At 72.3% G+C, this 26,282-nt stretch carries 9 protein-coding genes (1 of these 9 running past the window's edge); 3 read left to right on the forward strand and 6 right to left on the reverse strand.

The genetic code is table 11. The features are described 5' to 3' along the window. Positions 1-14,797, reverse strand: the beginning of a protein-coding gene (locus IE231_RS11625) for a hypothetical protein (protein WP_189694139.1). 19,580 nt of this gene lie to the left of the window's left edge; 14,797 of the gene's 34,377 nt are visible here — the first part of the coding sequence; it begins with the start codon at positions 14,795-14,797; its stop codon lies off the left edge, out of view. Here IE231_RS11625 and IE231_RS11630 point away from each other — a divergent pair. Beyond that, entirely contained in the window at positions 14,748-15,590 is an 843-nt protein-coding gene (locus IE231_RS11630; RefSeq protein ID WP_189694140.1) for a hypothetical protein, read from the forward strand. The genes IE231_RS11625 and IE231_RS11630 overlap by 50 nt on opposite strands. Before the next feature lie 719 nt (positions 15,591-16,309). On the opposite strand, the gene IE231_RS11635 is transcribed toward IE231_RS11630, so the two are convergent. The 3 genes from IE231_RS11635 to IE231_RS11645 are packed head-to-tail and all read right to left on the reverse strand — an operon-like array spanning position 16,310 to position 18,672. Beyond that, positions 16,310-17,152 (reverse strand): HAD family hydrolase, encoded by an 843-nt coding sequence (locus IE231_RS11635; protein ID WP_189694201.1) that lies wholly within the window; start codon positions 17,150-17,152, stop codon positions 16,310-16,312. Positions 17,153-17,179: 27 nt separating this feature from the next. Beyond that, positions 17,180-17,713, reverse strand: a complete 534-nt coding sequence (locus IE231_RS11640) for a YbhB/YbcL family Raf kinase inhibitor-like protein (protein ID WP_189694141.1) — start codon at positions 17,711-17,713, stop codon at positions 17,180-17,182. Then, positions 17,710-18,672, reverse strand: coding sequence for a carbohydrate kinase family protein (locus IE231_RS11645; protein WP_189694142.1), 963 nt, complete (start codon positions 18,670-18,672; stop codon positions 17,710-17,712). The genes IE231_RS11640 and IE231_RS11645 overlap by 4 nt, the downstream gene beginning before the upstream one ends. Positions 18,673-18,724: 52 nt before the next feature. On the opposite strand from IE231_RS11645, the gene IE231_RS11650 reads away from it, so the two are divergent. Beyond that, on the forward strand, positions 18,725-19,825 hold the full coding sequence (locus tag IE231_RS11650; protein ID WP_189694143.1) for a GTP pyrophosphokinase: 1,101 nt from the start codon (positions 18,725-18,727) through the stop codon (positions 19,823-19,825). A 27-nt stretch (positions 19,826-19,852) separates the two neighbouring features. Here IE231_RS11650 and IE231_RS11655 read toward each other — a convergent pair whose 3' ends face one another. Together IE231_RS11655 and IE231_RS11660 are read right to left on the reverse strand one after the other, a co-directional pair. Beyond that, the gene (locus IE231_RS11655) at positions 19,853-21,472 is read right to left on the reverse strand and encodes a S53 family peptidase (protein WP_189694144.1); all 1,620 of its coding nucleotides are present in this window, start codon (positions 21,470-21,472) and stop codon (positions 19,853-19,855) included. 201 nt (positions 21,473-21,673) lie between these two features. Then, positions 21,674-22,585: a LysR family transcriptional regulator gene (locus tag IE231_RS11660; protein ID WP_189694145.1), complete on the reverse strand. Its 912-nt coding sequence runs from the start codon at positions 22,583-22,585 to the stop codon at positions 21,674-21,676. A 99-nt stretch (positions 22,586-22,684) separates the two neighbouring features. Here IE231_RS11660 and IE231_RS11665 point away from each other — a divergent pair, with 99 nt between their 5' ends. After that, the gene (locus IE231_RS11665; protein WP_189694146.1) at positions 22,685-26,272 is read left to right on the forward strand and encodes a proline dehydrogenase family protein; all 3,588 of its coding nucleotides are present in this window, start codon (positions 22,685-22,687) and stop codon (positions 26,270-26,272) included. The last annotated feature ends 10 nt before the right edge of the window (positions 26,273-26,282 follow it).

Below are 26,282 nucleotides of genomic sequence, written 5' to 3' on the forward strand. Positions count from 1 at the left end.
ACGTCGCGTTCGCGGTGTTGTCCGCAAAGGCCTGGACCGTGATGGTGCTGGCGTTCGACGCCGATCCGTCGGCTTCCGCAGTTGTGTGGCCGGAGATGGTCGCGAACGCGAGCAGGGCCGTGACCTGGACGCCGCCCGCTCCTCCGCCGGGTGCCGTGGCCGTCGCGGAGTTGCTCGCGGTGGCCTTGACGAGCAACGGTGCGGGGCCGCTGAACATGATCGCCGAGGTGGGGCCCACGAGGGCCTCCATCGAGCGCGCGTTCGTGACGCGGGCGACCGTGACGGAGACGGCGAGGACGCCGGTCGCGACGTTGAGCGTGCGCGCCGCTGCGGTGTGGACGCCGTCGGCCGTGACGCTCAGGCCGCCCGCACCGAGCGTCCCGTGCGCGCCGCTCGACGCCGTCGCGGTGCCGCCGAGCGAGACGAAGGCGAGGTCACCCGCGAAGCCGCCCGCCACGCCGGCCTGGAACGCGATGGCCAGGAGGTCGTTGGTCGCGTTGTCGATGACCGAGACCGTGAGGTGCTGGACCGGGCCGAAGGCGCCGACGGCGATGTTCCCGACCGTGGCGCTCGCACCGCCCGTGACGTTCACGACCGCGGCGGAGACTCCCACGGCGACGGCACCGAGGCCGATGCCAATCGCGTAGCTGTTGGCGGTCCGCTGGGCGTAGGCGGCGACGTCGATGCCGCCGCCGGCCTGCGTGACGCCCTGCCCGGTGACCGTGCCGATGAGGGTCGAGACGCTCGTGCTCGAGTCGATGTGCGCGTTCTGGGTGCTGTCGTCGTTGATGACGACGACCTGGGCCCCGATCGCGACGGCGCCCGCGGCCCCGACGAAGCCGACGCCGGTGACGGTCTCGTCGTCCATACGGGCCTTGACGCTCACCGTGCCGCCCGAGCCGGACCCGGCCCGGACAGTCGCCGTGCCGCCAATGCCCGCGTTCGTGGCGCTCTTGACGTTGAGCACGAGGATGGAGACGCCGAGGCCGCCGAGGCCCGCCGCACCGGCGCCCGCGACGCCGAGGACGTGCAGCCTGTCGACCGCCCAGACGTTGACGTGGCCGCCCGCGATGACGGTCGCATCGATCGTGGCCGCCGTCCCGCCGGTGGGTGCGGTGCTCAACGCTGCCGAGCCGAGGTTCGCTGTCGGCGCCGCTCCGGCGATCTTCGAGCTGGCCGCCGAGAGCCGGGAGGCGAGGCGCGCGTTCGTGGCCGATTCGGTGCCCGCGTTGAGGCGCCAGGCGGAGTTGTGCTCGGGATCGAGGCCGCCGGAGGCGATGTCCGCCGTCGCCGAGTAGGTGTTGCCGTTGTAGGTGACGAGCTGGCCGCTCTGGTAGTTCACGGCGCTGCTCCACGGGGCGGCGGAGCCTGCCGACGTCCCGTCGAGGGAGTGGTTCTGGTATCCGCCGCTTCCGCCGCCCTGGGCGGTGCTGCCGGCAGACGTGACGCTGTTGCCGGCGTCGCCGCTCATCGCATCGGAGGGGCCACGCCAGTGGGCGGTGTCGACCGTCGGGTTGCTCCCGCCGGCCGCGATGTCGTCTGTCGCGGTGTACTGCGTGCTGCCGTAGGTGACGACGTCGCCCTTCGCATAGGAGTTGGCCGACGACCACGCGTCGCGGAAGTTGCCGCCGTTGCTGTCCTGGTAGGTCGAGGTCGGGGTCATGCCCACGGTCCACACGGACACCGAGGCGGCCACGCCGACGGCGCCGATGGACAGGCTGACGGCGAAGGTGCTCACGTCCTTGGACGAGAGCGCGTAGACCTCGACGCTGCCGAGCGCGTTGATGGTGGACGGGCCGTCGATGTGGGCCAGCACGGAGCTGTTGGCCGTTCCGACGTCGACACCGCCGGAGACGCCCACGAACCCGCCCGCCGCACCGCCGGCGATCGTGAGGGACTTGAAGCTGTCGGTCGCCGTGACGCTGACGCCCTGGGCCGACGAGGCCCCCGGAGCCGAGTTGACGGTGCTGTACCCGCCGATCGAGGCGACGGTCGAGGTGGTCAGGAGGGTCACCTGCACGCCGCCCGCGACGCCGACGAACCCGCCGCCGATCGCCGGGACGAGGCCGAAGATGTCCTCGCTCGAGCCCGCGTGGACGATCACGCCCGAGAAGCTCTGGGTCCCGCCGAGTGTGCCGTCCGGGACGCCGGCCACCGGGGTGCCCTGGGCGAGCGCGTCCACGACACTGCCGGCGCCCAGGTACGCCCGGACCTTCTTGTCGAGGGTCGCGACGCCCACCGCTGCGCCGACGCCCACGTACCCGCCCGCAAGCGCAACTGTGATGAGGAGGAGCCTCGTGGCATCCGTCGCGGCCACCACGACGTTGTTGCCGGCAGACAGGGCCGCCCCGTTCCCGGTGCACTCGAACGGGTCCGAACCGCCGGGCGTGCCAGTACAAGCGAAGGTGTGGACCGTGAGCACGGTGACCGCGACCGTGCCGGCCACGCCGACCGTTCCGCCGCCGGCGCCGAGGGCGAAGGAGAGGACCGTGTCCCGACCGTCCGCCGTGACCGCAATCGAGTTGCGGGCGTTGACCGAGGTGCTTGTGCCGATGTAGGCGAAGGTGTCGAGGGTGACGACGCGCACCGCGACGGGGATCGAGACGCCGGCGGTGCCGGCAATCGCAAGGGTGAAGGCGATGCCGAGCTGGTAGAACTGGTTGGCTGCGGAGACCTGGACCGACTGGCCTGCGTCCGCGCCGGCCACGTTGTCCGCGCACGTCGCCCCGCAGTTGACCTTCGCCTGTGCGCCCACGTGCGCGGAGGTGTGCACGGTGACGACGGCGATCGCTCCCGCAAGCGTGACGGCGGCCGTTCCGGAGAAGCCGAGGCCGATGCCGAAGGCGCCAATGCTGTCCGAGTTGTTCGCGGTGACCGCGACGCCGCGGAAGCCTGGCGTCGTGCCCTCGGCGATGTCGCGCGGGCCCATCGCGCTCGCGTCCCCGGCGGGCGCGTCGCCCTCGCGGACGAGGCTGTGGGACCTGCCGGTCCAGCCGGTGCCCAGCGTGATGACCACGCCGCCCTTGTCCGCGGGCTTGTCGAGGAGCTGGAACCAGCCGCCCCCGAGGTCCTTGTAGTAGTACGTGCCGCCGTCGACGAGTCCGCCGATCGGCGCGCCGCCGCCCGAGCTGTAGACGACCGCGTCGTTGTTGCTGATCGTGCCGAGCGAGTACGGGAGGCGGATCCGGTTGCCGACGAGGTCCACGGCGTTGTCCGGGTTGAAGCGCGGGGTCTTGTCCTGCGTGACGTTGGCCTCGTTCGTCTTGAAGAGGCGGTGGCTCTCGCCCGTTCCGCCGGAGAGGACGATCGGCGACCCGGAGAGGTCCGCGGCGGAGAACAGCTGGAAGTGGTTGGCGTCGATGACCTTGACGTAGTACTGGCCGCCCTGGGCCAGCGGGCTGATCGGGGTCCCGTAGCCGGCGTCGTACTGGACCTGGTCGCCGTCCGCGAAGCCGTGGGCGTCGACATGGATGGTCGTGCCGCCCGTGATGTCGCTCGGAGCGAAGCGCGGATCGTGCGGCGTGACGGTGTAGGAGCCGCTCGCCACGTCGAGGCCGCTCGCCCCTGCCCCGCTGACCGCGGCGTAGTTGCCGATCCAGGCGTGCGTCTCCTTCGTGACGACCGGGACGGCGACGGCGGCGCCCACCGCTGCCGTACCGCTCGCGGAGATGTTGCCCGCGATGGCGTTGAGGGTGAGTGCCTCGTCGGCGCTGACGCGCACGGTGCCGCCCATGGTCGCGGTGACGCCGTCTGAGGGGCTCACGCCGTCCTCGAGGTAGGCCTTCGTGGTGACCGTGATGGCGGGGACGGCCGCGTTCACGTTGACCGCCGCGGTGCCGGCGAACCCACCGCCCACGGAGATCGAGGTGAGCTTCTCGCTCGAGACCGCGTCCACACTCAGGCTGCCGGTCCCGGAGACGGTGGCGCCGTGGCCGATCCAGGCCTCGGTGTCCTTGGTGAGGACCTCGACGTCGACGCCGACCCCGACACCCGCCGTGCCGCCCACCGTCAGCACGCCCGCGAGGCTCAGGATCGTTGTCGTGTCCCGGGCGGTCAGGGCCGTCGAGGTTCCCTGGGTGACGGTTGACCCGGTGTCGACATGAGCCTTGGTCGTATCGCTCGTGACGTTGACGACGACGGAGCCGGCCACGCCGGCCGAGTTGCCGCCCGCGCCGCCCACCGCGAGGAAGAGGTTGTCGGCATCCTGGGTCGCGGACACGGCCAGGCCGGTGCCGCCGGCGTGGATCGTGCTGCCCGCGCCGACGGACGCCTCGACGGTCGAGTCGCGGACCACGATGACGGCCGAGGCGCCGACGCCGGCCGAGCCGCCGCCGACCGCGATGTTGCCGGCCGCGAGGTTGACGGTGCCGGTCTTCGACGCCGTGACGGCCACTCCGCCGCTGCCCGTCACCGAGGCGGCGGCTCCGATACTCGCAAGGACCTTCGGCGAGGAGCCGCCCTGGTTGAGCACGACGACGACGACCGCGCCCGTCACGGACGCCGAGTTGAGCGACGCGCCGCCGGCCACGGAGACCTCGGTCAGGGTCTCGACCGACTCCGCGTCCACGGTGACCATGCCGCCCGCGGACACCAGTGCGCCGTCGCCGATCCGTGCCAGGACATTGATGTTGAACACATCCACGATGACGGTCAGGCCGACGGCCGCCGAACTCTTGGACAGCGAGAGCGCGCCCGCGACGTCGATGAGCGTCAGGTTGCTCGTGGCCCTGACCGTGAGCGTCTGCCCCGGGCCGCCGAGGCCGATCGTCTGGTTGACCTTCGTGCCGGCGCCGAGGTAGCTCTGGGTGTCGATCGAGAAGATCTGGATGATGAACGAGCCGGACACGGCGGCGCCGCCGTTGCTCGCGCCGCCGCCAGCGGCCACGTTCGTGGCGGACGGGAGGGTGATCTTGCCCTTGAGCGGCGTCTCGGGCTCCTGGCCGGCGAGGCTTGCGGCAGAGGTCACCGAGATCGCCCCGGACGCGTCGAGCGAGGTCGGGGTGAGGGCCGTCGAGTCGACGGCGGCCTTGGTGGTGATCTCGGCGTAGTCCACGGCGATCGCGCCGCCGATCGCGGTGCCGTTGCCCTTCGAGAATCCCCCTGACAGGGCGATGCTCTGGAAGATGACAGCGTCGGCGGCCGAGACCGTGATCCCGCCGGCTGGCGCGGAGATCGCGGCGCCCGCGCCAACTGAGGCCGTGGTGGTGAGCAGCAGGATCTGGACGGCGGCCGACGCCGCGACGCCCGCGGTGTTGTTGCCGGCCCCGGCGGAGATGCCCCAGATGATGAACGTGCTGTGCTTCGCGTCCGGGGTCCCGGCCACGACGCTCACGCCGGTCTGCCCGGTGACGTGCGCGCCCGCGCCGATCGACGCCGTGGTGGTGAGGACCTGGACGTTGAGGCCGATCGCGGCGCCCACGCCCGTGTCCTTCTGCAGGTCGATCGCGCTGCCCGTGCCGCGCGCGGCGGCTTCGGCCAGCATGAGGCCCTGGACGGTCACGGCCCCCGTGGTCGCGACGACGGTCACGTTCGGGGCGATGCTGCCGCTCGTGGTGGCCACGACCCAGTTGACGCCGATTGCCGCCGCCACACCCGTCCCGCCGCCCGAGCTGCCGGACTGCGAGCTGGACTGGCTGTTCGCGCCGGTCGCGCCGTTGGAGCCGTTCGTGCCGCCCGAGGAGGACGGCATCCCGGCGGTCGAGCCCTTCGTGGACTGCGTGTTCGGGTTGCTGCCGTTGGCCTGCTCGTTGGCCTTCGCGTCGCCGCTCTTCGTCTCCGAGTCGCTCGAGCCCTTCGCGCTCGCGACCGACTTCGCCTCGCTCGTCATCTCCGAGGAGGCGAGCACGTCGACCGAGGCGGCCGTGACGTCCCGGGCGATCGTCGCCGTCGTGCTCCAGCCGACCACGGCGTTGACGGCCACGTCGATGCCGACGGCGGTGCTCTTGCCGGCCGCCTCGGCGTTGCCCTCCGTGGCGATACGGTTCACGTGGGTCGCATGCACGACCACCGCGCCGGTGCCGCCGGCAGAGGCAGCGTAGCCCGTGCCGCCAGACGCGGGGGTCCCCAGGCGGGCCTCGACGGTGTCGCCGACGCTCACGACGAGCGCGACGACCGGGGTGACCGCCGTGCCGCCCGCGGTGCCGCCCTCGGCGGTGGTGGGAAGCTCGCGGAAGCCCATCGCGTCGATGGTGAGGGACGTGCCGCCCGTAAGGGTCGCACCGTCCTCGGCCCCGGCGCGCACCGAGCTGCCCGGAAGGACCGTGAGGGCAACAGAGGCGCCGACGCCGGTTGCGGAGCCCACCTCCGCCTTGGACGTCGCCTTCGCGAGGTCGTAGGAGTTCGCGAGCGCGGTCATCGAGGCGGCGGCGCTCGTGAGGGTCGCCGAAGCCCCGGCCTGCAGGAGGGCCGTGGTGTGCTCGGTGACGATGTTGATCGCAATCGCGCCCGCGATGCCCACCGAGTCCGCCTTGCCGACTCCCGCATAGGCCGTGGCCGTGGCCTCGTGCTCCCAGAGCCGGAAGACCTGGCCGTCTGCCGGGCTCTCGGGGAGGTGGTCGCCGTCGGTGACGGTGGCCGAGGAGGCGACCCACGTGTGGCTCGCGGTGCGCTTGTAGAGGCCGCCCGCGTTGGAGCCGTCCTGCTGGATCAGCTGGAAGAGCGTGTCCTTCGCGGTCGTGTCCGCCGGCAGGGCGTCGAAGTCGTCATACGCGTCCTTCGTGACGAACGACCAGGAGGAGCCGCCGGTGCTGTACTTCCAGACGCTGCCGATCGGGTGGCCGTCCTTGGGCGCCATGAGCACGAAGAGCGTTCCGTCAGCCGGGGAGGAGGGGAGCGTGGTGCCCGAGGCGATCGACGCACCGGCGTCGGTCTGGAGGACCCACTTCGCGCTGGTGCCGTCGTACTTGTAGATGCCCGCGTTGTTGCTGCTCGTCTTGGCCTTCGCGGCAGCGAGGTCCCCGTCCGAGGGGCCGGGGAGCTGCTTGCCGGAGTCGATGGTCTTCCACACTCCATCCGCCGCGCTCCAGACCCGCAGGACGTCGCCCGCGCCGCCCGGGGTCATGCCGGCCGAGAGGATCAGCCCAGTGGCGGTGATCGTCGCGGTGCCCGTGAGTGCCGTGTTGGTGATGTCCACCTTGTTGACCGAGACGCCGGCCCCGATGCCGACGCTCGCGTCCGCGGTCGTGTCGCCGCGGGCGGTCGCGCGGGCGTCCGTGTTCGCGGTGGACTTGAGCGTCACGACGGCGCCGGAGGAGATGACGACGCCGTCACCGAACCATGCGCGGGAGGTGGTCGTGACGACGTTGATGGCCACGGCGGCCGCTACGGAGACGGAGGCACCGCTGTTCTCGTTGCTTGCGGCCTTCGGGGTGGACGAGGTGCCGGTGGTCTTGCCGTTGCTGTTGTCGGCCTGCGTCTGCTTCGCGGCGCCGAGCTTGGAATCGGCCTTCTGGTTGACGTCGGTGCCGGAGGAGTCCTTGCCGTTCGCGCCCGAGGTCGTCTGTCCCTCGGCGCCCTCGGCGGCGGCCTCGGCCGTCGTCGTGGTGGCGGAGGTCCCCAGGGCCCAGAAGGAGACGGAGCTCGTGCCGCCCGTGGCGGTGATGCTGCGGGCGCTGCCGGAGTCGACGGCGTCGTCGACGATGGCGAGCGCGAGGGAGATGCCGAAGCCGGCGGAGGAGCCGACCGTCGTGTCGCCCTTGGCGATGGTCGTGGTGGTCGCGTTCTGGGTCGCGGTGGCCTGGACGGCGCCGCCCGCGGTGAGAGCGCTCGCACTGGCCCCTACGGAAGCGCTCGTGCGCAGCGTCGCGATGGTGACGGCGACGGCGGGGGTGACGGTCACGCTTCCGCCCTTGCCGCCCGCGTCGACCTCGTTGTCGACCACGCTCTCGGTGGTGGCCTTGATCGTCACGGTCCCGGCACCGGTGAGCGGGGGTCCGCGGGTCGGGTCGGCGACCTGGTCGATGCCCGCGTACACCGTGTCGTTGACGAGGTTGATGCCCACCGAGGCACCGATGCCGACCGTCCCGGAGCCCTCCTGCTTGGCCTTGGCCTTGGTCGTGCTGCTCGAGGCTGAGCCAGCCGTCATGCTCGCTGCGCCGCCCAAGAGCTGGACGGTGCCCGTCGGAGCGGCCGGGAGGTTCGTCGTCGCGTCCGCGTGGACGGTCGCCACCGTCGTGAGGTTGACGACGTTGAGGGCGAAGGCCCCCGCGAGCCCCAGCGTCCCGGAGGTCCCCGAGGCGCCAGCCGTGGCGCTGGCAGTGATGGTGTGCTGCGTGTTCGATGCCCCGAGGGTCCGCGTGGTCGCGCTCAGGGTCAGGCCCTGCGCCGTGAGCTGGGACCCGATGCCGAGGCTCGCCTCGTTCCGGACGGTCACGAGGTTGATCGCGACGGCGGCGCCTATGCCCACGCTCGAGCTGTTGCTCGACGAACCGTCCGCCGTGGCCGAGGCGTCCGTGTGGTTGGTGGTCGTGAAGCTCGCGGTGCCGCCGTTGACGATGAGCGAGACTCCCGGAGCGAGGAGCGCGGTCGTCGTGGAGGTCACGAGGTTGATCGCGACGGCCGCCGCGACGGTCACATTGGTGCCGCCCGAATCCTGCTTGGTGCTCGGGGTGGAGGAGCTCGAGGTGGTCTTGCCGCCGCTGTTGGCCGACTGGAGTCCCTTGGCCGTGGCGAGCGAGGCATCGCCCTTCTGGTTCACGTCCTTGCCCGAGGAGTCCTTCCCGGTGCCGCCCTGCTCGCCCTCCGCGCCGGCGGCGCTCGCCGTAGCGGTCGAGGAGGACTGCGAGACGCTGTCCGCGGCGAAGGAGACGTTCGCGCCCGCCGTCGTGTTGCGGTAGAGCGAGGAGTCCACGACGTGGTCTGCGATGGTCAGTGCGAGTGCGAGGCCCAGCCCGAGCGTCGAGCCGCCCGAGGAGGCGCCCTTGGCCGTATCGACTATCGTCGCAGTCTGGTCCGCGTGCGCCGTGATCCCGCCCGCGAGGCTGAGCGCCGGGCCGGCCAGGATGCTCGCGGTCGTGGCCACCTCGCTGATCGTGAGGGCGAGCGACGCCGCGAGGGAGAGGGTCGTCTGGCCTGTGGCCTTGGCGCCGCCCTCGGCGTCGGTGGTCGCCTTGTCGCTGTTCACCGCGGTCATCGAGAGGGCATGGCCGTTCGTGAGCGTCGCGCCCGCGGCAATCGTGCCCGCGACCGTGTCATTGATGAGGTTGAGTGCGACCGACGCGCCAAGACCGAGCGTGCCGCCCGTGATGTTCGTCGCGGCCGTCGCCTTCGCGATGTTCTCGGTGGCCGAGCCCGCGGTGATGGTCATGTCGGCGGTGGTCGGCAGCCCGCCAGGCAGAACCAGCGTCCCCGCGAGCGAGGCAGTCACGCTGACGTTGACGAGGTTGAGTGCGAACGAGCCCGCGAGGCCGATGTCGCTGCCCGCCGTCGCGCCCGACTTCGCCTCGGCGTCGAACGAGTTGATGCTGTCCGTGCCGACCACGCGCTCGGTGGCCGAGAGGACGAGCGAGCCGACGTTCGCGGTCGCGCCCGCCATGACGCTCGCGAGGACCGTGGCATTGGCCAGGTTGATCGCGACCGCGGCGCCGATGCCAGCGCCGGACGGCGACGTCGCCGAGCCGTCGGCTGTCGCCTTCGCGTCCGTGTTGGCCGCCGCAGCGAACGTCGCCTTGCCGGCGGTGGCGAGGGTGAAGCCTGCAGCGAGGACGGACGTCACGGTCTGCGTCGAGAGCGTCACGGAGATCGCCGCGGCCACGGCAATCGAGCCGGAGCCGCCCGAGGAGCTGTCCGTCGTCGCCTTGGGCGAGGTCGGGGCCGTCGTCGTCTTGCTGCTGTTCGCGTTCTGGAGGCCCGCCGCCGTGCCCGAGGTCGCATCGGCCTTGCCGTTGACGTCCTTGCCGGACGTGTCCGAGCCCGTGCCCTTCGCGCCGGCCGCGCTTGCGATCGAGGCGTCGGAGACCTGGGAAGTGCCCTCGGCGAGGAAGCCGACGTCGGCACCGGCGGTCAGTGAGCGGTCAAGCGAGGAGTCGACCGTGTGGTTCGCGATCGTGAGGGCCAGCGAGAGCCCGAGGGCGAGCGTGCTGCCGCCCTGGGCCGCGCCGTTGGCGGTGCCGGCCACGGTCGCCGTCTGGGCGGCGTGGAACGCGGCGCCCGCGGAGATCGCCGTCGCGGGGCCGGCGAGGATCGACGCGGTCGTGGAGACGTTGCTGATCGTGAGGGCGAGGGACGCGGCCAGGGACAGCGCGCCGGTGCCGCTCGCGGCAGCACCGCCCGTGGCCGTCGTCGTCGCCTTGTCGCTGCCCGTCGCCGTGCCGGAAAGCTGATGCGCGCCCGTCACACTTGCGCCGGCACCGAGGCTCGCCGTCGTGTCGTCGTTGATGAGGTCGAGGGCCACGGACGCGCCGAGGCCGGACGCGCCACCCGAGACGTCAGTCTTCGCGGCCGCGTTCGCGGTGTTCTCAGTGGACTGGGCCGCCGTGAGGGTCACATCGCGGGTCGCACCTGTAACCGCGAGCACCACGGTGCCGAGCACGAGCGCCTGCGTCTGGATGTTCACGAGGTTGAGCGCGAACGAGCCCGCGAGGCCGATGTCGGCCCCGGCGGTCGCGCCCGAGGTCGCCTTCGCGGAGAGCGTGTTCACGGTGTCTGCACCGCCGCCGGTGGCAGGGACAGCGCGCTCGGTCGCGGACAGGGCGAGCGAGCCCGCGTTGACCGTCGCGCCGACCGGGACGAGCGCCTGGGTCGTGACATTCGCGAAGTTGATCGCGACCGCCGCACCGATGCCGGCGGACGACGGCGACGTCGCGTCGCCCTTGGCCTCCGTCACCGCATCCGCATTCGTGTCCGCGGAGAACGAGGCCGCGCCCGTCGTCGTGAGGGAGACGCCCGAGGCGAGCTGCGCCGTCGTGCCCACGCCGACGATGCTGATCGCGATCGCGGCGGCGACGCTGATGCTGCCCGAGCCGCCCGAGGCCTTGTCGACGGTGGTCTTCGGCGTGGCACTCGTGGAGGTGGCCTTGCCGCCGTTCGCGGTCTGCTTGCCCTTTGCGTCGCCGAGGGCCGCGTCCGCCTTGCCGTTGACGTCCTGGCCCGAGGTGTCGCTGCCCTCGCCTTGGGCCCCTGCGGCACTCGCGGTGCCGGTCGTCGTCGTCGACTCGGTGTGGTGGGCCGTGAAGCTGGCTGAAGCGGCGGAGAGCGTCCGGTCGAGGGGCGCCGAGGAGGTCGAGTCCACGATAGCGAGGGCGAGCGCGATGCCGAGGGCCAGGGCTCCGCCGGAGGCGGCGGTCGCGGCGCCCTTGGCCGTGGTGGTGACCTTGGTGGTCTGGTCCGCGGTCGCAGAGACGGCGCCGGCGAAGGCCGTGGTGCCGAGGCTCGGATCTGCGCCGCCGATTCCGGCGGTAGTCGATACGTTCGCGAGCGAGATCGCAATGGCGGGGGCGAGCGAGATATTCGCTCCTCCTGCTCCACCGTCGATCGCAGTCGTCAGCGTATCGCTGTTGGTCGCCTGGATGGTGAAGTCCTTGATGCCCGTGAGTGGGGGGCCGCGCGTGCCGAGCGCAAGCCGATCGACGCCGGCGAACACCTGGTCCGTCACGAGGTTGAGGCCGATCGAGGCGCCCATGCCGAACGTCCCGCCGCTGCCGCCCGTGGACTGGGCCGAGGAGGCGGAGGCGCCGCTTGAGGACGAGGAGCCCGCGGTCGCGGCCGCGTTGCCGGTCCCGCCGAGGTAGACGCCACCGAGCGGGTCGGTCGACGTAGCCGTCGCGGCGTGCACAGCGGCCGTCGTGGAGAGGTTGGCGATGTTGAGGGCGAACGAGCCCGCGACCCCCATGTTGCTGCCTGTTCCGCTCGCGCCCGACGTCGCCGAGGCGCCCGTGCTGTGGGCGAGCGGCGTGCTCGGCGCCGAAGCATCGGCGTGGTTCACGGCAGTGAGTGCCAGGCCGGTGGCCGTGACGGACGCGCCGGCGCCGGTCGATGCCTCGTTGATGATCGTCGCCTTGTTGATCGCGATGGCCGCACCGATGGTCGGACCCGAACCGCCCGCCGCCGAGCCGTCCGCCGTGGCCTGCGCCGTGGTCGTGTTCGCGGAGGCGAAGGACACCTTGCCGGGCGTCGAGAGGGTCGCGGCTGGGGCGAGCTCGGAGGTCGAGGACGAGGTCACGAGGTTGAAGGCGATCGCCGCGGCGACGGTAATGCTGTTGCCGCTCGAGTCGCTTGCCGCGGGGGTGCTCGACGCCGAGCTGCCGCTTCCGCCGTTCGCCGTCGACTTGCCGCTCGCGAACGCAAGCTGCGCGTCGGCCTTCTGGTTCGCGGTCTTGCCGGAGGAGTCAGTGCTCGTCGGGCTGCTCGTGGTGCCGCCCTGCGCGCCAGCCGCGGAGGCGGTCGAGGTCGTGGACGTCGCCGAGGTACCGTCGGCGCTCATGGCCACGTCGCCGCCGGCGGTGGTGTCGCGGTCGATCGAGGAGTCCACGCTGTGGTCCGCGACCGTCAGCGCGAGGCTGATGCCGGCGGCCAGGGTGGCCCCGGAGCCTGCCGTCGTGCTTCCGGTCGCCGTCGTGGTGGCCGAGGCCGCCTGGGTCGCCACACCGGTCAGCGCGCCGGCGATCGTGATCTCCGGTCCTGCCAGGAGCGAGGCGATGGTCTGGACGTTGGAGATCGTGATGGCGACGACGCCCATGAGTGAGGCGTTCGATCCCCCCGCTGCGCCACCGGTCGCCGACGTGGTCGTCCCATCGCTGCCGGTCGCCGTGAGGGCCAGCGCGCCGGCGCCGGTGAGCCCTGCGTTCTGTACGAGGCGGGCCGCGACGATCGAGTCGATAATGCCCAGGGCGATGGAGGCCCCGATGCCCGTCGCGCCTCCGTTCTGCGCCGAGGTGGCCTTGGCCGAGTTCACGTGCTTCCCAGTGGCCTTGAGCGTCACGGCCGGCGTGCCGGCGAGCGTGTTGCCCACGCCGCGGACCTCGGCGAGCGTCCTGCCGTTGACCACGGTGAGGGCGAAGGAGCCGGCCGCCCCGACGCCGCCCGAGTTGTTCGTCGCACCCGAGGTAGCGCTCGAGGTGAAGACCGAACCGCCCGCGCGGGTCTCGTCCGACTCGATCGTCACGGATGTCGCCTGGATCGTCGAACCGGAGATGTATGCCTCTGTCGTCACGTTCGCGACACCGATGCCCACGCCGACGCCGACGCCCGCGGAGCCGCTCGACGTCGTGCTTCCGTCGCCGGTGGCGCTCGAGGAGGCCTGCGAGCTGGTGAGGATCTTGAGGGCGCCGGTCACGAGGTGCGCGGCCTGGACGACCGCCTGCGTGACCGCCGTCAGGACGCTCACGGCGAGGGCGCCGGCGAGGCCAATCGCGCCGTCGGCGGTGGTGGCCTGGCCGTTCGCGCGGGACGGATCGTTCACGGGCTTGTCGTTGGCGGTCGATCCGCCCTGGCCGGCCTTCGCCGACGCGGCGTTCGCGCCATCCGCGTTCGCTGCGATCGTGATGTTCGCGGCCGTGGTGGGGACCGCACCCGTCGAGTCGATGACCGCCTTCGTGGTCTGGCTCAGGTTCACGATCGCGATGCCTGCTCCCGAGGTCGCCGCGCTTGCGTCGCCCGTGCCCGTGAGGCCGGCGTGGTTCGTGGCCGTGAGGGCGAGGTCACCCGTGACCTCGAGGTGCGCAGTGTTCGTGACCTTCGTGACCGCCGTCGAGCTCACCGTCACGATCGCGACCGAGGCATCGTTCGAGGCCGTGCCGCTCGAGTCCGCCGACCCCTCGCTCTTCGCGGCGTCGGAGCCGGGCGTCGCCGCGACGTCGACCGTCGACGTCGAGCTGACGGTCGTCTTGCCGGTCGCTGTGACGACGGCCGAGTCGCCGATCGTGACCTCCGCGCCGGAGGTCACGACAGCCGCGTCGCCGTACTTCTTGACGAGCGTCACCGGGCCGACCGTCGAGGCCGCGGAGAGGACCACGTCACCGGTGGCAGCGATGTGCGTGCTGCCGAGGAGGGAGACGAGCGCCTTCGAGGAGACGTTCACCGCGTAGGCGAGGGTATCGCTCGCGTCCGGAACGACCGTCGACGCGGCCTGAGCTGTGAAGCCGGCCGAGGTGACCTGGCTGTCCTGGAGCGTGACTTCGACGTCGCCGCAGTGCGTCGCGAGGACCGCGCAGCTGCGCGGATCGCTCAGCAGGTTCCGCGGGCCGCCCGAGATGTTGTCCGCGGCGTCAAGGAGGACGTTGCCGGCGGTGAGGTTCGTTCCGCTGGCCAGCGTGATCTTCTCGAGCTTGAGGACGAAGAGCGCGGTGCCGAGCGAGATCGGGCCGCTGAGGACGATCGAGTCCCAGCCCGCCCCGCCGTCGATGGTGAGCGAGGTGGTCGGCGCCGAGAACGTGGTGGATTCGAAGCTGCTGTTCGTGCTCGCGAGCGTCAACGTGGTCCCGGACTGGGTCAGCGTCGCCTGGTCGTCACCCGAGCTGAGTGTGAAGACCATGTCCGCGGCCGTGCCCGAATTCGTGATCGGTTCGATGTTCGTGTAGCTGATCGTCGTCGCGTCGAGGTAGAGCGTGCCGGTCGAGCCGTTGACTGCCACCGAGCGCGAACTCGTCACCGTTCCCGCCGTGGCCAGGGTGTCGAACCCCGGGCCGCCGTCGAAGGCCACCGTGATGTTCGGGTTGGCCGTGCCGCGGTCTACGAGGAGCGTGTCGTTCCCCACGGTGCCCAGGACCGAGATGCCCGAGATCGCCGACAGCTGCCGGGTCTGCCCCTCGAAGGTGACCGTCCCGTCCGCGTGGAACGCCAGCGTCGACGTCGTCGAGGTCATCTGCAGCGCCCACGGGGACGGCGACGCCGGCGAGACCGAGGTGGTCGTCGCCGGCGCGGGAGCCGAGGTGGTCGTGGTCGTGGGGCTCGCGGTGGTTGTCGTGGTCGTGGTCGCCGGAGAGGTGGTCGCCGTCGACCCGGTCGTGGTCGTCTCCGACGGGGCCGTCGCCGTGCTCGGGGCCGCAGCCGTCTCCGACGGAGCCGTCGCCGTGCTCGCAGCCGCAGCCGTCTCCGACGGAGCCGTCGCCGTGCTCGCAGCCGCAGTCGTCTCCGACGGGGCCGTCGCCGTGCTCGCAGCCGCAGTCGTCTCCGACGGGGCCGTCGCCGTGCTCGCAGCCGCAGTCGTCTCCGACGGGGCCGTCGCCGTGCTCGCAGCCGCAGTCGTCTCCGACGGGGCCGTGGTGGTCGACGCCGTCGTGGTCGCCGTGGTGGTGGCCGGAGCCGGTACGGGCGCCGGAGCCGGCGCCGGAGCCGGAGCCGGAGCCGGCGCGGGGACTGTCAGGACCGTCGTGGTCCGGCGCTCCCCGGGGTTGAGCACCCGGCTCATGAGGTCCGAGCCGCCCGCGAGGTCCGCCAGGCCGAGCACGTGGCCCAGCTCGTGGGCGATCACGGTCTGGAGGTCCATCCGGTTCGCGGCGACCGCCCCGACGCTCCAGCCCCAGCCGGCCGCCGTCGGGCTCACCGTGATGACGGTTCCGCTGGTGACGGCGAGGGCTGTCCCGCCGAGCGGGGCGACGGCGAACGTCGCGGCACTCACGTCGTGCCCGGCCCACAGGCTCGCAGCGGCGCCGTAGACCGCCTGGATGTCCGCGAGCGTGATCGCCGTCGTGACGGGAACCGCGGGCAGCGAGGCCGCATCCTGGTGGTTCGCCAGCTCTGCGGGACTCACTGCCCAGGGGCCGCCCTGCGGGTCCGCGAGCGTCGATGCGCCAGCCGGTGTGGCGACGGCGAGCACCATGGCAAAGGCTGCGAGAGCGGCTACCAGCCGCTCCAGCCCCTTCCACAGCGCAGACCGAATCATGAGGCATCACCGATCGTGGACGGCGCGCAGGGCACCGTTGGACACAGAACACATTCAGGTGGTGTAGCTGTGTGTCGACGATCGGCGGTGAGACGTCCGCCGATACTCCGACGACGACCGCGGCTGACCGAGGCCAGCACACGGTCCGCGAAGACCTCCCGCCTTTGCGTCCTTCCTGGGAAGGGCCGCCCCCTTGGCGGGTTCAGAGCCAGAAAACGGCTCCGGCGCTGAAACTAGACCTCCCAGATGCCAAGAGTCAACCCCTGGGCAAGCGGTTCTTCGGAACCGTGCAGCATAGTCGTGCTCTACGGGGTTGTGTCGACGCCCAGACGGGCATCCACTGGTCCGGGCCCGCTGTGCGCTTCCCCAGGAGGTTGTCAGAACGCGATCCTTGCCTCTGGAACGAGTGACCACCTGATCTCCGGCCTCCCCAGACGGGGCGGCAGCCACGCCCGCGCTACGCGCGCTCGACCGGCGTGCCCCAGGGGCCCGTCAACTGGCTCGGCGGTGCTCCGGCTCCGCGCCGCTGCGCTCCACGGCGGCGGCCAGCTTGCGCTCCAGGACCTGCGCGACGCCGTCGTCCTCGATCCCGGGCGCGTGGAGCTCCGTTGCCGCGAGAGCCTGCGGGTGGCCTGAGGACATCGCGTAGCCCTCCCCCGCCCACGCGAGCATTTCGACATCGTTCGGCATGTCGCCGAACGCCACCACCTCGCCGGGTTCGACCCCGAGGGCATGCGCGTACTCGGCCAGGGTGACGGCCTTGTTGACGCCGAGCGGTGCCATCTCGAGCATCGTCATGTCCACGGCGGAGTGGGTGATCGAGACGAGATGGGACACCTGCGGCGCAACCGCACGGATGTACTCCTCGGCCGTGATGCCCTCGATCTTGGCCATGAACTTCACGACCTCGTCGCCCACCACGAGGTCGTCCAGGTCGCCGTGCCGCACCTCCGCGAGCAGCCGGCGGTGGCGGGGCTCCGCGAACGCGTCCTCCATGACGAACTCCGCCGGCGTCTCAGCGGCGAACGACGTCTCCGGGAAGAGCCCCCGGATGATCTCGCGGACCTCGAGCATCGTCTGCTTCGCGATGCCCTCGGAGGAGACCACAGACATCGACTCGAGGCTGTACACGAGCGCCCCGTTCGAGCAGATCACCGTTCCCGTGTGCCCGAGCTGCTCGGACAGCGGCGTGAGCCACCGCGCGGGGCGCCCCGTCACGAAGACGAGCTCGACGCCGGCCGCCTCGCACGCGTGCAGCGCCCGCACCGTGCGCTCGGAGATGCTGCCGTCGCGGCGCAGGATCGTGCCGTCGATGTCGCTCGCGACCAGGCGCATGTCCCGGCCCATGCCCAAGCGTGCCATTCAGCGCACCTCGAAATGCGCGGTAAGGCTCGCGGAGGCCAGCTCGTGCTCGAGGATGTCCTTCAGCACGCGGGAGCCCTTGCTGCGCGGGGTGCCGGGCAGCAGCTCCACGGAGAGGGCGTGCACGGTGACAACGTACCGGTGCGGCCCGGACCCCCGCGGCGGCGCGGCGCCGACGAACCCGGTGAAGCCCGCATCGTTCAGCAGCTCGAGCGACCCGTTCGGCAGGCCCGCGTCCGTGTCGGCGGGCCCCATGCCGTCCGGCGCACCGCCGGCACCCTCGGGCAGCTCGTCCACGGCGGCGGGAATGTTCACCACGGCCCAATGGCAGAAGCCGCCCGCGCGGGGCGCATCCGGATCCATGACGGTGACGGCGAAGCTGCGGGTGCCCTCGGGCGCCCTGCTCCACGCGAGGTGCGGCGAGAGGTCCTTCCCGTCGAGGCCGAAGTACCCGCTGGTCTGGGGCTGCGGCAGTTCGCCGCCGTCCACGAGGTCCTGGCTCGTCAGGACGAACACGCCTGCGTTCTCGGTCATGGCGTACCTCCGTTGTCTGCGCCGTGCCCTGCCGCGGCGCGGAGCTCGGCGCGCGACGGCGGGTTGGCGCCCGGGCGTGAGACGGTCACCGCCGCGGCGCGCGCGGCGAAGTCGAGGATGCGGCCGAGCTCGCGCACGTCGAGGCGGCGCAGCTCGGAGCGCCGCTGGGCGCCGTCGAGCTCCCGGTCCACGACGGCCGAGAGCAGTCCGGCCATGAAGGAGTCCCCGGCGCCGACCGTATCCGCCACCCTGACCGCCGGAGCGGGGACGGCCGTCTCGCCCGCATGCGCCACCGCCCAGGGCCCCTCCGCTCCGCGGGTCACGACCACGAAGGCGGGACCCTCCGGAGCGCCCAACGCGAGCCAGCGGCGCGCGGAGTCGAGGGGGTCCGTTCCGGGGTAGAGCCAGGCCAGGTCCTCGTCGGAGGCCTTGACCACGTCTGCGAGCGCCACGAGCCGCTCGACCCGGGCGCGGACCACCTCGGGGTCGGTCGTGATCGTGGGACGGCAGTTGGGGTCGAAGCCGATCGTGGCGCGGGGGCGCGCGCGTTCCACGAGGTGCAGGACCTGGTCCGCACCGGGCTCGAGGACGGCCGCGATGGAGCCGGTGTGGACGAGTGTGGTGGCGCTCAGGAGGGTGTCGAGGCGGTCCCGCAGGTCGGGCAGGTGCCAGTCCAGCTCGAAGGTGTACGTCGCGGCGCCGCGGTGGTCGAGTTCGGCGGCCGCCACCGAGGTCGGGCTGGCGTCGGGCGGGAGCGGGACGAGCACGTTCGCCACGCGGAGGTGGTCTGCGAGCAGGCGGCCGTTGGCGTCGTCGCCCCGGCGGCCGATGAACTGCACCGGGTGGTCGAGCCGGGCCAGGCCCACGGCGACGTTGAGCGGGCTCCCGCCGGGGTGTGCCTCGGTGCCCGCAGGGCGGCGCACGACGTCGATGAGCCCCTCGCCGATGACTGTCAGCATGCCACTCACCTTAACAGCCGCGCACGGGAGCCGACACGCTACCGTTTTGGGCATGGCCTCCAACTACGACCGCCTCGACGCCGGCCAACGCGTCCTCGTGGACGCGTCCGTTGCAACGTACGAGCGGGTGCGGCCCGAGCTGAAGAACGTCACCCGGAACATGCTCCAGACGCTCATCGCGATGTTCAAGGACTCCGAGGTGGAGCCGCTGTTCATCACCGGGCGCACCAAGACGGTCGAATCCTTCCGCGAGAAGATCTCCCGCCTCGACCCGCCGTCAGTGCCCGGCGGGGAGCCGGCCCTGAAGTTCCCGGACCCCTTCCGCACCCTCAACGACATGGTGGGCGTGCGCGTCATCACCAAGCTGCCCGCGGAGAACACCATGGCGGCGAACATCATCAAGCGGCAGCGGCAGGTCTTCGACTGCCGGGGAGACCGCGAGAAGGCGATCGGCTCCATCGAGTCGGGGACCTATGGCTACTCGAGCCGCCACCTCATCCTGCGCACCATCCACAACGACGCGGTCCGCGCCTACCAGTCGGCGTTCAACCCGGAACTGCCGGCCAACGGGTCCTACTTCTTCGAGTGCCAGATCCGCACCGTGTTCGCCCACGCGTGGAGCGAGATCGAGCACGACATCCGCTTCAAGGGCCAGGACCCCCGCGCCTGGAGTCCCCAGTTCGACCGGCAGTTCACGGCCACGGCGGCCATGCTCGAGGTGGTGGAGAAGGAGTTCGCGGACCTCCACGACCGCTACGAGACCGTGGTCAGCTACTGGGACGCCGAGGGCGAGGGCGCGGCTCCCCTCACGCCCGACCGCATCCGCGACGTGTGGCAGACCCTCCTGCCCCACGTCGACCGCAAGGTCGACGACGACTGGGGGTGGGCCTCGGAGCTCGTCGCCGCGCACGGCCTCACCCAGACCCGCCAGCTGGTCGAACTGCTCGACGCCGAGCGCATCACCGAGGTCCGCAAGGCCCTCGACCACCGGTACTCCCCCGGGCCGGACCGGCTCCTCGACGACCTGCTGCTGTGGGTGTACGGCCGGGAGCACATCGAACTCACGGCGGAGCCCGCCGAGGCCGAGCCCCACCCCCGCCGCGACTCCCTCCAGCGCCGTCTCAAGCAGATCGAGCGGTACCGGCTGACCTGACGGCGCGCGCGCCGTCAGGTCAGCGCCTCAGCCGCCGAGGGCCTTCAGCAGGGCGGTGCCGTTGGGCGAGCCGAGCCCCGTGCACGCGTCCCAGCCGGGCCCGGCGTGGAAGGTTCCGTTGTTCCCCGAGGTGACGTCGCGGAAGGCCCCCGGCTGCGCATACAGCGCCGGCTGCATCAGCCCGAACCGCTTCCCCGTGGCCTGCGCGAGCCGGGCGATGAGCGCCGCCCACAGGGGGGCCACGGCGCTCGTCCCGCCGATCACCATGTCCGCGCCGTCCACCCTGACCCGGTAGCCGGTCTGCGGATCGGCAACGCCGGCAACGTCCGGCACGCCCCGACCGTGCGAAGCGGGTGCAGGCGTCGGCGGCTTGGGCTTGGGCTTGGGCTTGCGGTGCGCCTCCGCGGAGGCGTGCCCGGCCGGGGCCGGGGCGACGGCGGTCTGCCACGACGGCGCCGGGAAGACGTCACTGTAGCCGCCTCCCGTGGCGGACGTGGTGGGCGAGTCGTTCCACACGGTCTCGGACGTGATGGCACCGGTGGACGGGTCTGCCTGGAGCCGGGTCCCCCCGCAGCCCAGCGCATGGGGGCTCGAGGCTGGGAAGTCGGCATGGTCGCGGCCGTCCGTGGCGCCGTCGGTGCTCCCCCGATCACCCGCCGCGGCGGTCACCGTGACACCGAGGGCCGCGGCGTCGGCGAGCGCCTGGTCCATGGCGTTGCGCGCCTGCGCGGTCCAGTCGTCCTCGCTCTGCCCCCAGCTGATGCTGATCGCGCAGGGCGCGGGAGTTGCGTGGGCGGCGGTCGAGAGGGCGTCGAGGAACCCGGCGTCGGTGTTCGGGGCGAAGTACACGAGGATGTCGGCCTTGGGCGCCAATGCGCCGACCACCTCGACGTCCAGCAGCACCTCGCCATCCGCGCCCTGGGGATCCTTGCGAGGCTCGTTCACGGCGCCGTCCACGCCCACGGCTGTGACCGAGGGGGTCGCGAGGCCGAGGCCGGAGAAGTACGCATCGAGGTCGGCCTGCCCGAAGCCGCCGCCGAGCTCGAGGATCGCCACCGTCTGGCCGGAGCCGTCCGTGCCCGCCGGGAAGGCGTAGATCCTGCCGAGGTCCGGCGGGCTGTAGCTGGTTCCCGCAGCGGCGAGGGGGATGGCGCGGAACTGGGGCCGCGCCTGGGGCCTGTCGTCGAGCCCGAGGACGGCGGTGACCACGCCGTCGAGCGCTGCAGGGATCATCAGCCCGCCCGTGCGGTGCCGGTGGGCGACCGCCTCGCCGCCGGGGCCGATGCTCGTGGCCGAGTCGAGGCTTGTGCCGAAGATCCCGCTCAGCACCTCCACCGTGCCGCCGAGCCGGATCCGCCGAGACGCGGCGTCTGCCTCGAGCACTTCGGCGCCGAGCCGGGTGAAGGTCTCTGTGGCGAGCTGCAGGTCGGCGTCCGAGGCCCCGTGGCCGGAGGCGAGCGCCTCGCGGCTCAGGGGTGCGGAGGGCTGTTCGGGCAGGGGGGCCCTGCGCCGAAGCACCACGGTGACCTCGATTCGTTCCGAGGGATCGGCGGGCCTGGCCGCGCGCAGGCCCGGGGCGGGAGGACGCTCGGATCCGGGGAGGGGGACCCTGGGCTCGTCGCTGTGGGGGGTGGGGGCGTCCGTCATGGCGTGCTCCGTTCGTCGGCCCGGCGCTGGCCGGGGTTGCTGCGGGAGGGTGCGGCGTGCGTACCGCCCGACCTTACGCCCGGACGCCGTCCGAGGACCATGCACCACGCGGGCCGCGCGGACGACGGCGGCCGCGCGGCCGGCGTCGTGCGCTGCGGTGGTGCGCTCGGAGGGAGGATGCCTCCCACCCAGTCGCCGCGGCTATGCAGCAAGGACCGCGCGCGCCGTCTCCTCGAGCACGTCGCGGACTGCGCGCATCATCGGGTTCGCAGCACCCGAGCCGCGCACCGACGTGAAGACGGTGCGGCGCGGCGCGCCGTCGAGCGTCACGAGGCGCGCTGACGGCGTCCTGCCGACCCACACGAGGTCGGGCAGGAGGGCCACGGCGTTGCCGGACTCGACGAGGCGCACGTGCGCCTGGAGGTCCGCCGTCTCGTACCGGACGTCCGGCTCGAAGCCCGCGGCCCGGCACGCCTGCTCGGCCCAGTGACGGGACGCGGCCGGATGCGGCTCCATGACCCACGGCAGGCGAGCCGCATCGGCGAGCCGCCGCACGGCGTCGAACTCGGGGTCCGCGCCCGTGGGCGGGAGGGCGAGCCGGATCGCATCCTCGGTGAGCCGCTCGCGGTCGAGGCCCGGGTAGTGCGGCGCGGCGTGGTGCGGGTAGTGCTCCGCCACGACGATGTCGAAGCTGCGGGCCCACGTCTCGCGCAGGGCCGTCTCCGGCTCGTGCTGGACCATCTCGACGCGCAGCTGCGGATGCCGCTCGCGCAGGGTGCGCAGCGCGGTGGGCAGGAGTGCGAGCGCTGCGGTCTGGAAGACGGCGACGCGCACGGTGCCGCTCAGCTCGCCCTGGCTCACGGCGAGCGCCGCCTCGGCCCGTTCGAGGTCCGCGAGGAGCGTCTCGGTGTGGGCCACGAGGACCTGCGCCTGCGGGGTGAGCAGGACGCCGCGGCCGGACTTGCGCGTCAGCTCGACCCCGGTCTCCTTCTCGAGGAGCGCGAGCTGCTGCGACACCGATGACGGGCTGTACGCGAGGGCCTCGGCCACCTCGGCGAGGGTGCCGCGGATGCTCAGCTCGCGCAGGAGCCTGAGGCGGCGGATCTCGAGCATGGGAGCCTCCCGGTCCACTGAGAATGGTCAGCATCTCCGATGATTATCGGTCACAAATCATCGCTTCTCCTTCCGTGTTGTACGCCACATACTGGCTGCATGACAACAGCTGCCCACGCCTCCGCCTCGGACGTGCGCCCACAGGATCTCGCCGAGACCGCCATCGCCCAGGTCCGGGCATGGCTGGACGCCGCCGCCACCTACCCCGTCGACCCCTCTGCCGCGCAGCTCGCCGGCGTACTGAAGGATCCGAAGGGACTCGCCTTCACCGTCGGGTTCGTAGACGGCGTCGTGCGGCCGGAGGATCTCTCCGTCGCGGCGCGCAACCTCCGGGAGCTCGCCCCGATGGTCCCCGCGTTCCTGCCGTGGCCGCTGCGACGGGCCGTCGCGCTCGGCGGAGCGCTCGCACCCGTGATGCCCGGGGTCGTGGTCCCGATCGCCCGCCGCGTGCTGCGGGAGATGGTCGGGCACCTCATCGTCGACGCCTCCGACGCGAAGCTAGGCCCCGCGATCGCCAAGATCCGCCGGCCCGGCGTCCACCTCAACGTGAACCTGCTCGGCGAGGCCATCCTCGGGCAGGGCGAGGCGGAGCGGCGCCTCGAGGGCACCCGGCGGCTGCTCGCGCGGGACGACGTCGACTACGTCTCCATCAAGGTCTCCTCCACCGTGGCCCCCCACAACCACTGGGCGTTCGACGAGGCGGTGGAGCACATCGTCGACTCCCTCGCTCCCCTGTACCGGCTCGCCGCCTCCAGCCCCACCCCGAAGTTCATCAACCTGGACATGGAGGAGTACAAGGACCTCGACCTCACCATCGAGGTCTTCACGCGGCTGCTCGAGCGGGAGGAATTCCGCGGGCTCGAGGCCGGGATCGTGCTGCAGGCCTACCTGCCGGACGCGCTCGGCGCCATGATGCACCTCCAGGACTGGGCCGCCGCACGGGCTGCCGCCGGCGGGGCGCCCATCAAGGTCCGCGTGGTGAAGGGCGCCAACCTCCCCATGGAGCACGTGGACGCCGAGATCCACGGCTGGCCCTCCGCCACCTGGGACTCCAAGGAGGCCTCCGACACCTCCTACAAGGCGGTGCTCGACTACGCGCTCCACCCCGAGCGGCTCGCCAACGTCCGCGTGGGCATCGCCGGCCACAACCTGTTCGACGTGGCGCTCGCCTGGCATCTGGCCAAGGCGCGCGGGGTCGAGACCGGCGCCGGCGAGGGCCAGCGGGCCGGGCAGAAGGCGCCGATCGAGTTCGAGATGCTCCTCGGCATGGCCTCCGCGCAGGCCCAGGCCGTCCTGGCCGATGTGGGCCACCTCCTCCTGTACACCCCGGTGGTGCACCCCGGCGAGTTCGATGTGGCGATCGCGTACCTGATCCGCCGCCTCGAGGAGGGCGCGAGCCAGGACAACTTCATGAGCGCCGTGTTCGAGCTCGACTCGAACGAGCTTCTGTTCGAGCGCGAGAAGAAGCGCTTCCTCGCCTCCCTCGCCGCGCTCGACAAGCCGCCGTTCGCCGACGCCTCGGGCCGGCGGACCGTCCCCGGCCCCAACCGCACCCAGGACCGTTCCGCACAGCGGCCATCAGGCGGTGACGGCGCCGCGTTCTCGAACACACCGGACACCGATCCGGATCTCCCGGCGAACCGCGCCTGGGGCCGGGCGATCCTCTCCCGGGCGGAGGATAGCCGCATCGGGACCGACACTGCAGACTCGGCGACGCTGACCACAGAGGGCGGCCTCGACGCCGTCGTGCACGCGGCCGTGACGGCCGGCGAGCGGTGGGGCGCCCTCACCGGCGCCCAGCGCGGCGCAGTGCTGGACGAGATGGGCCGGGCACTCGAGCGGCACCGCGCAGACCTGCTCGAGGCGATGGCGTCCGAGGCCGGCAAGACCCTCGACCAGGGCGACCCGGAAGTCTCGGAGGCGATCGACTTCGCGCACTACTACGCGACGCTCGCCCGGGAGCTCGACGCCGTGGACGGGGCACGGTTCGTGCCGAGCCGCCTCACGGTCGTCACTCCGCCGTGGAACTTCCCCGTGGCGATCCCCGCCGGCTCCACGCTCGCCGCACTCGCGGCCGGCTCCGGGGTCGTGATCAAGCCCGCCAAGCCGGCCCGCCGCTCGGGCGCCGTCATGGTGGAGGCCCTGTGGGAGGCGCTCGACGCGACCCAGTCCGAGACCGGCGTCGGCCGCGAGGTGCTCCAACTGGTCCAACTCCCGAAGGGACAGCCAGGGCGCGGGCTGGGCCAGAGGCTCATCGCCCACCCGGACGTGGACCGCGTGATCCTCACCGGCGGCTACGAGACGGCGGAGCTCTTCCGCTCTTTCCGCAAGGACCTGCCGCTCCTGGCCGAGACCTCAGGCAAGAACGCGATCATCGTGACCCCGAGCGCGGACCTGGACCTCGCGGCGCGGGACGTGGCCCAGTCGGCGTTCGGGCACGCTGGGCAGAAGTGCTCGGCGGCCTCTCTCGTGGTGCTCGTCGGCTCCGTGGCCCGCTCGAAGCGGTTCCACCACCAGCTCGTCGACGCCGTCCGGTCCCTGCACGTCGGGTACCCGTGGGACGCCCGGACCCAGATGGGCCCGATCATCGAGCCGCCCGGCGAGAAGCTCCAGCGCGGCCTCACCCAGCTCGGCGACGGCGAGCACTGGGTCCTCGAACCGCGCCGGCTCGACGACTCGGACAAGCTGTGGAGCCCCGGCGTGCGCGCCGGCGTGCGCCCCGGTTCGGAGTACCACCTCACCGAGTACTTCGGCCCCGTCCTGGGCGTCATGACCGCCGCGACCCTCGAGGAGGCCGTGGCTCTGGTCAACCGGATCGAGTACGGGCTCACCTCCGGGCTGCATTCCCTCGATGCCGAGGAGATCGCCTACTGGACCGAGCACATCCAGGCCGGCAACCTCTACGTGAACCGCGGGATCACGGGCGCCATCGTCCGGCGCCAGCCGTTCGGCGGGTGGAAGAAGTCCGCCGTGGGCGCCGGGGCGAAGGCCGGCGGCCCCAACTACCTCGTGGGGCTCGGCTCCTGGCAGGACGCGCCCGTGGCGGGGGGCGCGCGCCCCGAGGGCGCGCCGGCCGAGCTGCTCGCGGCCGCGCAGGCGGCCGTCGACGCGGGCCTCAGCGCGGACGACGCCGCGTGGCTGGCCGCCGCGCTCGGCAGCGACGCCGCGGCGTGGGCCGCGGAGTTCGGGATCTCGAAGGACGTCTCCGGGCTGGACTGCGAGCGCAACGTGTTCCGGTACCGTCCCATGCCGGTGACGGTCCGCTTCGAGTCCGGGACGTCCGGCCACGGCGTCGCGGAGGCGCTCCGCGTCGTGGCGGCCGGGCTCGTGGCGGGATCGCGCGTGACGGTGAGCAGCGCCGTCGAGCTTCCGGGGAGCACCGCCGAGGTCCTGCGGAAGCACCGCGTGGGCGTGACTGTCGAGGACTCGCAGGCGTGGCTGCGCCGGGCGGCGACGCTGGGCCAGGGCCGGGTGCGGCTCATCGCCGGCGAGGGCGACGCCGCGCGGCAGGCCGTCCTCGGCCTCGCCGACGCCGTGGGCGGCACCCCCGACATCGCGGTGTACGCGCATCCCGTGGTGGCCGCGGGCCGGGTCGAGATCCTCCCGTTCGTGCACGAGCAGGCTGTCTCGATCACAGCGCACCGCTTCGGGACCCCGAACCCCGTAGCGCTCGCCGCGAAGGTCTAGGAAGGTCGAG

Origin of the sequence: Sinomonas cellulolyticus (assembly GCF_014656475.1) — a bacterium.
GTDB lineage: Bacteria > Actinomycetota > Actinomycetes > Actinomycetales > Micrococcaceae > Sinomonas > Sinomonas cellulolyticus.